This window comes from Comamonas sp. 17RB (genome assembly GCF_030056555.1).
In the GTDB taxonomy this organism is placed as follows: domain Bacteria; phylum Pseudomonadota; class Gammaproteobacteria; order Burkholderiales; family Burkholderiaceae_C; genus Comamonas; species Comamonas terrigena.
Map to the genome: position 1 here is coordinate 154,874 of NZ_JASHHY010000008.1, position 12,407 is coordinate 167,280.

Below are 12,407 nucleotides of genomic sequence, written 5' to 3' on the forward strand. Positions count from 1 at the left end.
TTTCTCAAACCTGGAGCGGGAGACGGGAATCGAACCCGCGTCATTAGCTTGGAAGGCTAGGGTTCTACCATTGAACTACTCCCGCAAACCTTGCGTTTGCGCGCATCGCCCTAGGCGACACATCTCTTGCAACCATTACTGGTGGAGGGGACTGGATTCGAACCAGTGTAGGCGTAAGCCAACAGATTTACAGTCTGCCCCCTTTAGCCACTCGGGCACCCCTCCGAAGAGATTTGAATTGTAGCACCGTTTTTTCTCGCAAAAAGAAATCGGTGATTTTTTCTTCTTCCACCCCACACAAGGTGCAGCAGAAGATGGCGCGGCTGGCGGGGATCGAACCCACGACCCTTGGCTTCGGAGGCCAATACTCTATCCACTGAGCTACAGCCGCTACAGACACAATTCAACGTCTCAAGCCCGCTATTGTGGCATGACTTTCCCACGCAGTCAGCGCAGCATCACGCAGCCAAGGCGAACCCCAGGCCCCGCAGATACGCATCCACGGCGCGCATGCCCACTGCCGAGAGCCCAAAACCGCCGCGCGAAAGCAGCCAGCTCTGGATCACCCCATCAAACAGGCAGCGCAAGGCCAGCGCCGCCTCGCCCGCACTGACCGGCAGCTCGATCCGCTGCTCGCCCTGCGCATGCACCAGCGCGGCTTCCAGCTTGGCATCGAACTCTGCCATCGCCTGCACATTGCGCTCCTGCACGGAGACCAGCTCCCCTACGTATTCCACCTTGTGCAGCAGCACCTCGAACACCTTGCGGGTCTGCGAATCCTCTTCCAGCCGCACAAAGACGGACGCAATCACATGCCGCACCCGCGCCAGGCCTTCCAGCCGGGCGCCACCCACATCCTCGCCGTAGGCGGCCTGCTCCAGCGGCAGGGTGACCCGCTCCAGCATGGCGTAGAACAGATCCAGCTTGTCCTTGAAGTGCCAATAGACCGCGCCCCGGGTGGCCCCCGCGCGCTGCGCTATTTCATTGAGCGAGGCACGCGCCACCCCCTGCTCATAGAACACCTGCTCCGCCGCATCCAGCAGACTGTTGCGGGTCGCGCAAGCATCTTCCTTTGTCCGACGCGCCACGCTGTCCTCCTTCCCACACAGGGTTTGACATTCATCCCACAGACTCGGAGGATGCTGTCAGCAGCCTCGAGTGTCATTATACATTCATGGATGTATGTATAATTGCGACATCGATTTCCAGGGCATGAGACTCTGTTTTTGGCGCGACGCACAGGCATCGCGCCCTTTTTTGCATCCAACAAACTACCGGAAGGACTTTCATGCATCCCGTGTATGAAGCAAGCCGTGCGGCCAAGGCCCCCCTCTTCGCCCCCCATGCCCGTTTGCGCGCCATCGCCCTGGGCGTGGCAGTGGTGTCGGCCTTGGGCCTGGCGGCATGCGGCGACAAAAATGACGGTGCGCAGAATGCGCAAGCAGCCGCACAGGCCAAGCCTCCGGAAGTGGGTGTGGTGACCGTGAAGCTGGGCAGCGTTCCCCTGGTGACCGATCTGCCCGGTCGCCTGGAAGCCTTCCGCACCGCCCAGGTCCGCGCACGCGCGGCCGGCATCCTGCAAAAGCGCCTGTTCCAGGAGGGCTCGGACGTCAAGGCCGGTCAAAAGCTCTTCCAGATCGACAGCACGCCCTACCAGGCCAATCTGCAAAGCGCGCAAGCCACCCTGGCCCAGGCCGAAGCCAGCCTGGTGCAGGCGGCCGCCACCGCACGCCGCTACAAGCCCCTGGTGGAAGCCAATGCCATCAGCAAGCAGGACTACGACGCCGCGATCGCGGCCGAAAAGGCGGCCCTGGCCCAGGTGGCCGCCGGCAAGGCCGGGGTGACCAATGCCAATGTCAACCTGGGCTATGCCGCAGTCACCGCCCCCATCGCCGGCCGCATCGGCCGCGCCATGGTGACCGAGGGCGCGCTGGTCGGCCAGGGCGAAGCCACCCAGCTGGCCACCATCCAGCAGATCCATCCGCTGTACGTCAATCTGACCCAGTCTTCGAGCGACATCCTGCGCCTCAAGGAAGCGCTGGCCGCTGGCAAGCTGACCCGCGACGGCGCGAACGCTGCCAAGGTCCATGTCTTCACCGAAGACGGCAAGGAATACGGCCACACCGGCCGCATGCTGTTCACCGATCTGACCGTGGACGAAAACACCGGCCAGGTCAGCGTCCGTGCCGAGCTGCCCAACCCGAACGGTCTGCTGCTGCCCGGCATGTATGTGCGCGTGCAGCTGGAACAGGCCCAGGTGGACAACGCCGCCGTCATCCCCCAGCAGTCCGTGACCCGCAATGAAAAGGGCAACTTCGTGCTGGTGGTGGCGGAAGACGGCACCGTGGCCCCGCGCCCCGTGCAGATCAATGGTTCGCAAGGCAACAACTGGATCGTGACGGGCGGCCTCAAGGAGGGCGAAAAAGTCATGGTGGACGGCGTGATCAAGGTCGGCATGGGGGCCAAGAAAGTGACCCCGGTGCCATGGCAAGCCGATGCCAAGGCCGCTCCCGCAGCCGCCGCGCCGGCCGCAGACAAAGCCCCCGCCGCCAAGCCGGAAGCTGCCGCAGACGCCAAGCCTGCGGCGGCCCAATAAACGGGACAGATTTCTATGTCGAAGTTTTTTATCCACCGCCCTATCTTTGCGTGGGTGATTGCGATCTTTGTGGTGCTGGCCGGCATCATCTCGATCACCCAGCTGCCAGTGGCGCAGTTCCCGTCCGTGGCACCGCCCACGATCACAGTCACGGCCACCTATCCCGGAGCCACCTCCGAGACCATGACCGATTCGGTGCTTCAGCTCATTGAACGTGAGATGAACGGTGCCGCCGGCCTGATGTACATGGAAAGCAAGGCCCCCGCCGGGGGCCAGGGCACCCTGACCCTCACCTTCAAGCCCGGCACCAATGCCGACCTGGCCCAGGTGGACGTGCAAAACCGCCTGGCGCGGGCCGAGCCCCGTCTGCCCAGCGTGGTGCAGGCACTGGGGGTGAAGGTCGACAAGGCGATGAGCAACTTCCTGATGATTCTGGCCTTCCAGGCCGAATCCGGGGAAACCTCGCGCGACGACATCGCCGACTACGTCAACCGCAACGTGCTGCCCGAAGTCCAGCGCCTGGAAGGCGTGGGCAAGGCCCAGCTGTTCGCGGCCGGCCGCGCCATGCGCATCTGGGTCGACCCCATCAAGCTGCAAGGCTATGGCCTGCCCATTGCCTCGGTGAATGCAGCGATCGCCGCACAGAACCAGCAGATCTCCGGCGGTGCACTGGGTGACACCCCCAACGTGCCCGGCACGACCATGAGCGCCAGTATCGTGGTCCCCGGCCAGCTCACGACGCCCGAGCAATTCGGCAACGTGGTGCTGCGCTCCAACGCCGACGGCTCGACCGTGCGCATCAAGGACGTGGCCCGCGTGGAGCTGGGCACCGAGTCCTATGCCTTCAACTCGCGCCTGGACGGCAAGCCTGCCGTCGCCATGGCGGTGCAGCTGACCTCCACCGCCAACGCCATGGCAACGGCCAAGCTGGTCTATGAAAAGATGGACACGCTGGCGCCCTTCCTGCCCCCGGGCGTGAACTGGTCCGCGCCATACGACACCTCGAAGTTCGTCAAGATCTCGATCGAGAAAGTGGTGCACACCCTGCTCGAAGCCATCGTGCTGGTGTTCATCGTGATGCTGGTCTTCCTGCAGAACATCCGCTACACCCTGATCCCGACCATCGTGGTGCCCATCGCCCTGCTGGGGACCTTTGGCGTCATGCTGGCCGCGGGGCTGACCATCAACATCCTGGCCATGTTCGCCATGGTGCTGGTGATCGGTATCGTGGTGGACGATGCCATCGTGGTGGTGGAGAACGTCGAGCGCATCATGGCCGAGGAAGGCATACCGCCCAAGGAAGCCACGATCAAGGCCATGGGCCAGATCCAGGGCGCCGTGGTCGGCATCACGGTGATCCTGGTCACCGTGTTCCTGCCGCTGGCCATGTTCTCCGGCGCCACCGGCAACATCTACCGCCAGTTCTCGCTGGTGATGGCCATCTCCATCTTCTTCTCCGGCTTCTTTGCGCTGACGCTGACCCCCGCGCTGTGCGCGACCATGCTCAAGCCCATCCCCAAGGGCCATGCGCATGACAAGAAGACCGGCCCGCTGGGTCCCTTCTACAACTGGTTCAACCGCAAGTTCGACGCCGGCACCAAGCGCTACCACGGTGCATTGAACTCCGTGGTCAAGCGCTCGTTCCAGGCCGTGGTGGTCTATCTGCTGGTGATCGCCGGTGTGGCCTTCATGTTCATGAAGCTGCCCAGCGCCTTCCTGCCGACGGAAGACCAGGGCTATGTGATCTCACTGGCACAGCTGCCGCCCGGCGCCACGCTGGACCGTACCGGTGATGCCGTGGCCGAGCTGGAAAAGTTTGTGCTGAGCCAGCCCGAAACCGACCACATCGTGAGCATTCTGGGCTTCAGCTTCTCCGGCCAGGGACAGAACATGGGTCTGGCGTTCACCACCCTCAAGGACTGGTCGCAACGCAGTGGTGCGGGCTCGGACGCGCAATCGTTTGCCGGCCGCACCATGGGTGCCATGATGGCGCTGCGCGACGGCTTCATCTACACCCTGGTGCCGCCGTCGATTCCGGAACTGGGCAACAGCGATGGTTTCACGTTCCGCCTGCTGGACCGTGGCGCCAAGGGCCACGCGGCCCTGCTGGAAGCGCGCAACATGCTGATGGGCAAGGCCAACCAGAGCCCCATCCTGACCGGTGTGCGCTTTGACGGCGTGGACGATGCGCCACAGTGGCAGGTCAACATCAACCGCGACGCCGTGTATGCACAGCGCGTCAGCATGGGAGATCTGGCGTCCACGCTGGCCACGGCCCTGGGTTCGTCGAACTCCACCGACTTCCCCAACCAGGGCTATATGCAGCGCGTGACCATCCAGGCCGATGCCCACCGCCGCATGCAGCCGGAAGACGTGATGCGTCTGACCGTGCCCAATGCGGATGGCAAGCTGGTGGAACTCTCCACCATGGTGAGCGCCAAGTGGATCTCCGGCCCCATGCAGGTGACCCGCTACAACGGCTACCCCTCCATGAGCATCACCGGCTCCGCCAAGCCCGGCTACACCAGCGGCCAGGCCATGGCCGAGATGGAAAAGCTCGCCCTGGACCTGCCCGAAGGTTTTGGCTACGAGTGGACCGGCCAGTCGCTGGACGAAAAGAAGTCCGGCTCCTCGGCCATGCTGCTGTATGCCTTCTCCATCCTGGCCGTGTTCCTGTGCCTGGCTGCGCTGTATGAAAGCTGGAGCATTCCGCTGTCCGTGATGCTGGTGGTGCCGCTCGGTGTGCTGGGCGCGCTGGCCGGCATGTTCATCCGCGGCATGCCCAACGACATCTACTTCCAGGTGGCGCTGATCACGGTGATCGGTCTGTCCGCCAAGAACGCGATCTTGATCGTGGAATTTGCGAAGGACCTGCACGCCCAGGGCATGAGTGCCTACGACGCGGCGCTGGAAGCCGCCCATCTGCGCTTCCGCCCGATTCTGATGACGTCCCTGGCGTTCATTCTGGGCGTGGTGCCGCTGTACATCGCCTCCGGTGCAAGCGCGGCCAGCCAGCGCGAAATCGGTACCGGCGTGTTCTGGGGCATGGTGATCGGCACGCCGCTGTCGATCTTCCTGGTGCCCATCTTCTTCATCGGCGTCTTCAAGCTGTTCGGCCAGAAGCTCGACCAAGACAAGACCCCTCCCGCATCCACCGCTGCGGTGACTGACGGAGGCTCTCACCATGACTAAGCGACTTGTTCCCACCCTGCTGGTCAGCGCGCTGCTGGCCTCCGGCTGCTCCTTCATCCCGCAACTGGAGCGCCCGGCGGCGCCCGTGGCTGCCAGCTACCCGGCCGCCAACGCCGCCAGTACCAGCACGGCTGCGGCCGACATTCCGTGGCAGAACTTCTTCTCGGACGCCCGTCTGCAGCAGCTGATCACCCTGGCGCTGGACAACAACCGCGACCTGCGCGTGGCCGTGCTCAACATCGAGCAGGCCCGCGCCCAGTACCAGATCCAGCGCGCCGCGCAGTTTCCGGAGCTGGGGGTGGCCGCCCAGGGGTCCCGTGCCGCCAGCACCGACGGTTCCGGCTACGTCAACACCTATATGGTGGGCCTGTCCATGCCCAGCTGGGAGATTGACTTCTGGGGCCGCATCCGCAGCCTGAAGGAACAGTCTCTGGCCCAGTACCTGGCCACGGAAGAAGGCCGCAAGTCGACCCAGATCAGCCTGGTGGCCGCCGTCGCCAATGCCTGGCTGGGGCTGCAGGCCGACGAGGAACTGCGCGCCATCTCGCAGCGCACGCTGCAGACGCGCGAAGAATCGGTGCGCCTGGCCAAGCTGCGCTTCGATGCCGGCGCCTCGTCGGAACTGGACTTCCAGCAAGCCCGCTCGCTGACCGAGAACGCCCGCGCCACACTGGCCCAGCAGACCCGCCAGCGCGATCTGGACATCAATGCGCTGACCCTGCTGGTGGGGCAGCAGGTGCCTGCCGAACTGCTGGCCAGCCTGCAAGGCAAGCGACTGGCCGACCTGCCAGCGCTGGCCGATGTGCCCGCCGGCCTGCCTTCCGATCTGCTGCTGCGCCGCCCGGACATTCGCCAGGCCGAACAAAGCATGGTGGCCGCCAACGCCAGCATCGGTGCGGCCCGCGCGCTGTTCTTCCCGAACGTGTCGCTGACCGCTGCCGCCGGCTTTGCCAACACCGAGCTGTCCGACCTGTTCAAGTCCGGCTCCACCACGTTCAGCATTGCGCCGTCCATCTACCTGCCGATCTTCACGGCAGGCCGCAACCAGGCCAATCTGGAAGTGGCGGAAACCAGCAAGAAGATTGCTGCGGCACAGTATGAAAAGGCCATCCAGACCGCTTTCCGCGAAGTCTCGGATGCCCTGGTCAGCCGCGAATCCCTGGTGGAACAGCTGCGCGCCCAGCAGGCCCAGCTGGAAGCCGAGTCCTCGCGCCTGAATCTGTCCAATCTGCGCTACACCAACGGGGTGGCCAGCTACCTGGATCTGCTGGATGCCCAGCGCTCCCTGTTCACGCTGGAGCAGGCTGTGGTGCAGGTGCGACTGGCACAGCTGCAGAACCAGGTGCTGCTCTACAAGGCGCTGGGCGGTGGCTGGACCGAAACCACCCAGACCGCAGCAGCCCCCGCCGCTGCAGCACCGGCGCAATAGGGCGCGGCAGCGCCGCTGCACAGCCTGCCCGCAGGCACGCCCCGACAAGGCCCTGGCACCCGCCCGGGCCTTGTTGTTTTATGGCCCAGATGCCGGCTTCTTGATCTACCTCACGACAAGTGCGGCCACCGCGTCAACCCGTGGCGTTGCCAGTGGCTAGCGCACAGGCGGTCGATATAATTCGCAGTTCCTTTAAGCCCACACAAAAATTGAGGTCTTCATGAGCGCCACCTCCCACGAAGAAGCCCATACGGGCCCGGTCAAAAATCCCAAGCAATTGCTGATCGCGGTCTTTTTCTCGTTTGTCATCCCGGTGTTCGTCATCATCGGCCTGGTGCAATTCGTGAGTTCTTCCAACAAGACCGGCCCGGGGGCAGGCAACCACGATATGGCCCAGGCCATGCGCATCCAGAAGATCGGCTCTGTCGAGATCCGCGATGCCAACCGCCCCCTGCGCGGCGGTGAAGATGTGTACAAGGGCCAGTGCGCAGCCTGCCACGCCACCGGCGTTTCGGGCGCACCCAAGTTCGGCGATGCCGGCGCCTGGGGCCCTCGTCTGGCCCAGGGCTTTGAGACCCTGGTCCATTCGGCGCTGAAGGGCAAGGGCGCCATGGCACCGCAAGGTGGCGGTGATTTCAATGACCTGGAAATTGCACGCGGTGTGGCGTTCATGGCCAATGCCGGCGGCGGCAAGTTCGACGAGCCCCAGCCTCCCGCTGCAGCGGCAGAGACCGCCGAGGCCAAGTAAGCCCTCCGTGTTCCTCCCCTCAAAAAAGGACCGCGCTGCGGTCCTTTTTTGTTGCTCCGGCGCACCCCGGTCTGCCCGCCCGGGCACACGCTCTTGGGCGCCCCTGGGCAGATCAGGCCGCTGCGGAAGGCGCGTCGGCCACCAGCCGCTGCGGGCTGCGCACAAACCGGAACTGGGCCTCCAGGGCTGCACTGCACACCTCGTGCGGCTCCCAGCGCCCGGCTTCGATCAATGCCGCCATGCGCATCACATCCTGCGTGTGCACCAGGCCCAGCACACCGTCGGCCACCAGATAGACATGGCCCTGCTCGTCCACCAGACAGCGCTGCGGCTGGACCGGCCGGCCGGTGTGGGTGCGCACGCTGCCATCCTCGTCCACTCGCCACACCACCGGCGTGTCTTCCAGCTCCACATACACGCGCTGCGGCCCGTTCTGGAAATACCAGCAGCCCCGCGCATCCACCTCGTAATTGCGGCCGATGAAGTCGATCAGCTTTTCATGCTGCAGCAGCGATCCCTTGCTGCTGGGGAAAAAACCACAGGCCTGGGTGGCCTGGTCACGCAGGAACCAGCGCCCGCGCGCGTCCAGGGCCAGCCAACCGTAGCAATCGGGCACGTTGGGCCATTTAGCCAGGGCCTGCTTCACGATGTCATCCATAGCGCAACGCTTCCTTCTTCCGTTCACCCCGGCCCCGCACACCTCTGCGCAACCAACAAGCAGCCTGAATGCGTCATGATAGTGGGCGCCTGCATGTGCGGAGCATACCCGTGCACCAGAACCCAGGGATTTTGTGTAGGCCCCTGCGCCGCCGTGCTCTCGCACGCTGTGCCTGCTGCCCTACACCGACCAACGGTCGCTCTGATGCACAATCGAAACTTCTTTGCGCCTTTTGCTGAACATTGCCTACGAGGTCTGCCATGAAACGTCTGCTTGCCATTCTCGCCCTTGCCCTTGGCCTCAGCGGCTGCGGCTACAACGATTTCCAGCGTTTGGACGAGCAGACCAAATCCGCCTGGAGCGAGGTGCTGAACCAGTACCAGCGCCGCGCCGACCTGGTGCCCAACATCGTGGCCTCGGTCAAAGGTGAAGCCAGCTTCGAGCAGGACACGCTCACCAAGGTGATCGAGGCGCGTGCCAAGGCCACCTCTATCCAGGCCACGCCCGAGCTGATCAACGACCCCGAAGCCTTCAACAAATTCCAGCAGGCCCAGGGCGAGCTGTCCGGCGCGCTGTCGCGCCTGATGGTGGTGGCCGAGCAATACCCCCAGCTGCAGGCCAACCAGGGCTTCCGTGACCTGCGCGTCACGCTGGAAGGCACGGAAAACCGCATCACCGTGGCCCGCAACCAGTACATCAAGACCGTGCAGGACTACAACGTACTGGCGCGCAGCTTCCCCACCAACCTGACCGGCATGGTGTTTGGCTACAAGCCCAAGCCCAACTTCACGGTGCAGAACGAGGCCGAAATCTCGCGCCCTCCCACAGTGGACTTCTCCAGCGGCAAAAAGTAAGTGCAGCCGTCCGGAGCGGGATCCACCATGCCTCTGACGCACTGCAGGCGCGCGCTGGGCGCTCTGTTCCTCCTCGTCTTTGCACTGCTGTGGCAGTCCGCCGTCGCGCAGCCGCTGCAGCCCGTGCCCGCCCTGACGACACGGCTGATCGACCAGACCCAGACCCTGTCGGCAGAGCAGGCCGTGGCCGTGGAAAACCGGCTGCGGGACATCGAAGAAAAATCCGGCTCCCAGGTGGTCGTGCTGATGGTGCCCACCACGGCACCGGAAGACATTGCAGCCTACGCCTGGCGCGTGGCCGACAGCTGGAAGATCGGCCGCAAGGACGTTGGCGATGGCCTGCTGATCGTGGTTGCCAAGAACGACCGGCGCATGCGCATGGAGGTGGCGCGCGCCCTGGAAGGCGCCATCCCCGATTTGGCGGCAGCGCGCATCATCGACCAGCAGATGGCCCCGCATTTTCGCCAGAACGACTACGCCGGCGGCATTCTGGCCGCGCTGGACCAGGTCGCTGCGCGCATCGCCGGTGAAGCCCTCCCGGCCCCCAGCCAGCCCGCACGCCAGCAAGACCGGGGCTGGGACCTGGAAGAGCTGGCCATCTTCCTGTTCTTCGGCGTAATGGTCGCCGGCCCCATCGTGCGCGGCATCTTCGGCAACAAACTGGGCGCCGCCATCATGGGTGGCGGCACCGGCTTCCTGGCCTATGTGCTGACCACCAGCCTGCTGCTGGCTGGCGGCGCCGGCGTGCTCGCCCTGTTGTTCACCCTGTTGTCCAACAGCCGCGGGGGCGGTGGAGGTGGAGGCGGCCCCTTCATCGGCGGCGGCGGTTGGGGCGGTGGCTCTGGAGGCGGTGGCGGCTTCAGTGGCGGCGGAGGGTTCAGCTCCGGCGGTGGTGGCAGTTTTGGGGGCGGCGGCGCCTCGGGGAGTTGGTGACATGGCAGGCTTGTGGACCCGTTTGCAGCGCCTGCTGCACCACCGCTGGACCGAAGGCCAGGTTCGCCGCGCCTTCCCGCCCGAGGTCTTGCTGCGCCTGGAGCGCCAGGTGGCCGCCAGCGAAGCACGCCACAGCGGCCAAGTGCGCCTGTGCGTGGAAGGCGGTCTGCCCTATAGCTATATCTGGCGCGACGCGACGGCACGCGAGCGGGGTGTGGCGCTGTTCGGCAAGCTGCGCGTGTGGGACACCGAGCAGAACAACGGCGTGCTGATCTACCTGCTGATGGCAGACCACGCCATCGAGATCGTGGCCGACCGCGCACTGCACCGCGCCGTGCCGGCCGCCAGCTGGCAGGCCGTGCTGGAAGGCATGCAGCAGGATTTCCGCCGCGATGCCTATGCGCAAGGAATGGAAACCGCCTTGCTGCGCGTCTCCGACCTGCTGGCGGTGCACTTCCCCGCCGACGCTGCCCACCACACCGGCCATGACGCCAGCCTGCCCGATACGCCGGTGGTCCAAGGCCGGTTCTTCAAGGATATGTAAGCGGCCACACCGCGTTTCAGCAGCAGCCCACCTGCGGCCCGGCGCCAGATCTGTCACGCGCTGCGCTGCTGCACCTCAGCGATGCAGCAGCCACGCCTGCACTGCGGGGGCATGCAAGCCGGTGAATGACAACATGTTCAGCACCACCGTGGCCCAGAACGCCTGGCGGAATTCCGGTTTGCTCGACTTGTGCCGCAACCACTGCTGGGCCAGCAAAGCGCCCGGCCAGCCTCCTAGCAGCGCCAGGGCATGCAAGGTGGCTTCGGGCGTACGCCAGCCTCCCGACTGCGCCTGGTGCTTGTCATGCCAGTAGGTGCCGAAACACCACAGGCTCAGCCCCGCATAGGCCCACACCACCCATTCGGACACGCCCCACACCGCTGCGACCGCCACCCACCACAGGGCCAAGACCAGCAGCGGCATAGAAGCGCCACGGTGGCGGGGTGGCGTGCGTGCCCCTTGCGATCGCCGCACCTGCCCCGGTCCCGCCATGCCGCCTGCCGCCCGGGCCCGGCCCTGCACCGGCGTGCGCCGATGGGGCTGCTGCCATGCCACGGCCAGGGCCCGCGGCTTGCCCTGCACCATGCCCAGCGCAAAGGTCAGCGGCATGCCGACCTGCGGGCGCCGCTGCGCATCGGGCCGGGGCTGCCAGGCGCTGATGTGCACAAACACCCGCTCGCCGCTGCCATCCATCTGCACCAAGCCAAAACCCCGGGCCTCATTCCATTGCACCAGACGACCGCTGCACCGCATATCCACATCCTTGGGGCCGGGGGCCGGAAAGAAAATATTTTTTCAATTGCCGTGACACACCCCACCCGGTACTGCCGCGGCACTGCGCAGCCGCACGCCGGCGCTGAAAAGCCTGTTTCAGCCAGGCCGGGGCACCTGTTATCCACCGGCACCATGCCACGGCAATAAAAAAGCCACCTTGCGGTGGCTTTCATGCAGAACTCCCGCGGGAGATCAGCGCTTTTGGCGGAACTTGCGCAGGGCAGCGATCTGGGCCGCCATGACAGCCAGCTCGGACTGGGCCTTGGCCAGGTCCAGCTCGCTCTTGGCGTTCTTCAGGGCTTCCTCGGCAGCAGCCTTGGCCTTCTGAGCCTTCTCGTCGTCCAGATCCTTGCCGCGGATCGCGGTGTCGGACAGCACGGTCACGCAGTTGGGTTGCACTTCCAAAATGCCGCCGGCCACGAAGACGAACTCTTCGCTGCCGTCCGGCATTTCGATGCGCACCGAACCCGGCTTGATGCGGGTGATCAGCGGTGTGTGGCGGGGATAAATGCCCAACTCGCCCGCTTCACCGGGCAAGGCGACAAAGCGCGCTTCACCGGAGAAGATGGACTCTTCGGCACTGACCACATCAACGTGGATGGTGTTCATCTTTGCTCCTAGGAAAAGGTGGGAATCTGGGCTTGGGGTGAACAGGCAGGAGACGCTGGCGCGTCCCGTG

Annotated in this window: 11 protein-coding genes and 3 tRNA genes; 7 read left to right on the top strand and 7 right to left on the bottom strand. The window is 64.9% G+C overall.

What is annotated here, in order from left to right; translation table 11 throughout:
• Positions 1 to 11: 11 nt before the first annotated feature.
• The 4 genes from QM470_RS15315 to QM470_RS15330 form a co-directional block, all read right to left on the bottom strand.
• A tRNA-Gly gene (locus QM470_RS15315) sits at positions 12 to 85 on the bottom strand.
• A gap of 54 nt (positions 86 to 139) precedes the next feature.
• A tRNA-Tyr gene (locus tag QM470_RS15320) sits at positions 140 to 225 on the bottom strand.
• Positions 226 to 315: 90 nt separating this feature from the next.
• Positions 316 to 391: transfer RNA gene (locus tag QM470_RS15325), tRNA-Arg, on the bottom strand.
• A gap of 67 nt (positions 392 to 458) precedes the next feature.
• Complete coding sequence (locus QM470_RS15330; RefSeq protein WP_283339860.1) at positions 459 to 1,088, bottom strand: TetR family transcriptional regulator; 630 nt, start codon at positions 1,086 to 1,088, stop codon at positions 459 to 461.
• A 200-nt stretch (positions 1,089 to 1,288) separates the two neighbouring features.
• Between QM470_RS15330 and QM470_RS15335 the strand changes: the two genes are divergently transcribed.
• The 4 genes from QM470_RS15335 to QM470_RS15350 all read left to right on the top strand — a co-directional run bounded on the left by QM470_RS15335 (position 1,289) and on the right by QM470_RS15350 (position 7,965).
• Positions 1,289 to 2,596 (top strand): efflux RND transporter periplasmic adaptor subunit, encoded by a 1,308-nt coding sequence (locus QM470_RS15335; protein ID WP_283339861.1) that lies wholly within the window; start codon positions 1,289 to 1,291, stop codon positions 2,594 to 2,596.
• Between the two features lie 15 nt (positions 2,597 to 2,611).
• Positions 2,612 to 5,788, top strand: a complete 3,177-nt coding sequence (locus QM470_RS15340) for an efflux RND transporter permease subunit (RefSeq protein ID WP_115594709.1) — start codon at positions 2,612 to 2,614, stop codon at positions 5,786 to 5,788.
• Positions 5,781 to 7,217, top strand: a complete 1,437-nt coding sequence (locus QM470_RS15345) for an efflux transporter outer membrane subunit (protein WP_283339862.1) — start codon at positions 5,781 to 5,783, stop codon at positions 7,215 to 7,217. The genes QM470_RS15340 and QM470_RS15345 overlap by 8 nt, the downstream gene beginning before the upstream one ends.
• A 220-nt stretch (positions 7,218 to 7,437) precedes the next feature.
• A complete protein-coding gene (locus tag QM470_RS15350; protein ID WP_283339863.1) occupies positions 7,438 to 7,965 on the top strand; it encodes a c-type cytochrome in 528 nt (175 codons plus the stop codon).
• A 112-nt stretch (positions 7,966 to 8,077) separates the two neighbouring features.
• Here QM470_RS15350 and QM470_RS15355 read toward each other — a convergent pair whose 3' ends face one another.
• The gene (locus QM470_RS15355; RefSeq protein WP_283339864.1) at positions 8,078 to 8,623 is read right to left on the bottom strand and encodes a DUF2946 family protein; all 546 of its coding nucleotides are present in this window, start codon (positions 8,621 to 8,623) and stop codon (positions 8,078 to 8,080) included.
• Between the two features lie 260 nt (positions 8,624 to 8,883).
• Between QM470_RS15355 and QM470_RS15360 the strand changes: the two genes are divergently transcribed.
• From QM470_RS15360 to QM470_RS15370, 3 genes are read left to right on the top strand one after another with little or no spacing between them, the layout of a single operon-like run.
• Complete coding sequence (locus tag QM470_RS15360; RefSeq protein ID WP_280013285.1) at positions 8,884 to 9,477, top strand: LemA family protein; 594 nt, start codon at positions 8,884 to 8,886, stop codon at positions 9,475 to 9,477.
• Between the two features lie 27 nt (positions 9,478 to 9,504).
• Entirely contained in the window at positions 9,505 to 10,410 is a 906-nt protein-coding gene (locus tag QM470_RS15365; RefSeq protein WP_283339865.1) for a TPM domain-containing protein, read from the top strand.
• A gap of 1 nt (position 10,411) precedes the next feature.
• Positions 10,412 to 10,954: a TPM domain-containing protein gene (locus QM470_RS15370; protein ID WP_283339866.1), complete on the top strand. Its 543-nt coding sequence runs from the start codon at positions 10,412 to 10,414 to the stop codon at positions 10,952 to 10,954.
• Between the two features lie 75 nt (positions 10,955 to 11,029).
• Here the strand turns inward: QM470_RS15370 and QM470_RS15375 are convergent, their stop codons facing one another.
• Together QM470_RS15375 and QM470_RS15380 are read right to left on the bottom strand one after the other, a co-directional pair.
• Complete coding sequence (locus tag QM470_RS15375; RefSeq protein ID WP_283339867.1) at positions 11,030 to 11,707, bottom strand: DUF1294 domain-containing protein; 678 nt, start codon at positions 11,705 to 11,707, stop codon at positions 11,030 to 11,032.
• 213 nt (positions 11,708 to 11,920) lie between these two features.
• Positions 11,921 to 12,337 (bottom strand): F0F1 ATP synthase subunit epsilon, encoded by a 417-nt coding sequence (locus tag QM470_RS15380; protein ID WP_066541852.1) that lies wholly within the window; start codon positions 12,335 to 12,337, stop codon positions 11,921 to 11,923.
• Between the last annotated feature and the right edge of the window lie 70 nt (positions 12,338 to 12,407).

What these genes read in the sequence shown, in the direction of transcription:
- QM470_RS15360 (WP_280013285.1), top strand. Translation starts at nt 8,884, where the DNA reads ATGAAACGTCTGCTTGCCATTCTCGCCCTTGCCCTTGGCCTCAGCGGC.
- QM470_RS15375 (WP_283339867.1), bottom strand. Translation starts at nt 11,707, where the DNA reads ATGCGGTGCAGCGGTCGTCTGGTGCAATGGAATGAGGCCCGGGGTTTT.
- QM470_RS15380 (WP_066541852.1), bottom strand. Translation starts at nt 12,337, where the DNA reads ATGAACACCATCCACGTTGATGTGGTCAGTGCCGAAGAGTCCATCTTC.
- QM470_RS15350 (WP_283339863.1), top strand. Translation starts at nt 7,438, where the DNA reads ATGAGCGCCACCTCCCACGAAGAAGCCCATACGGGCCCGGTCAAAAAT.
- QM470_RS15355 (WP_283339864.1), bottom strand. Translation starts at nt 8,623, where the DNA reads ATGGATGACATCGTGAAGCAGGCCCTGGCTAAATGGCCCAACGTGCCC.
- QM470_RS15365 (WP_283339865.1), top strand. Translation starts at nt 9,505, where the DNA reads ATGCCTCTGACGCACTGCAGGCGCGCGCTGGGCGCTCTGTTCCTCCTC.
- QM470_RS15335 (WP_283339861.1), top strand. Translation starts at nt 1,289, where the DNA reads ATGCATCCCGTGTATGAAGCAAGCCGTGCGGCCAAGGCCCCCCTCTTC.
- QM470_RS15340 (WP_115594709.1), top strand. Translation starts at nt 2,612, where the DNA reads ATGTCGAAGTTTTTTATCCACCGCCCTATCTTTGCGTGGGTGATTGCG.
- QM470_RS15345 (WP_283339862.1), top strand. Translation starts at nt 5,781, where the DNA reads ATGACTAAGCGACTTGTTCCCACCCTGCTGGTCAGCGCGCTGCTGGCC.
- QM470_RS15370 (WP_283339866.1), top strand. Translation starts at nt 10,412, where the DNA reads ATGGCAGGCTTGTGGACCCGTTTGCAGCGCCTGCTGCACCACCGCTGG.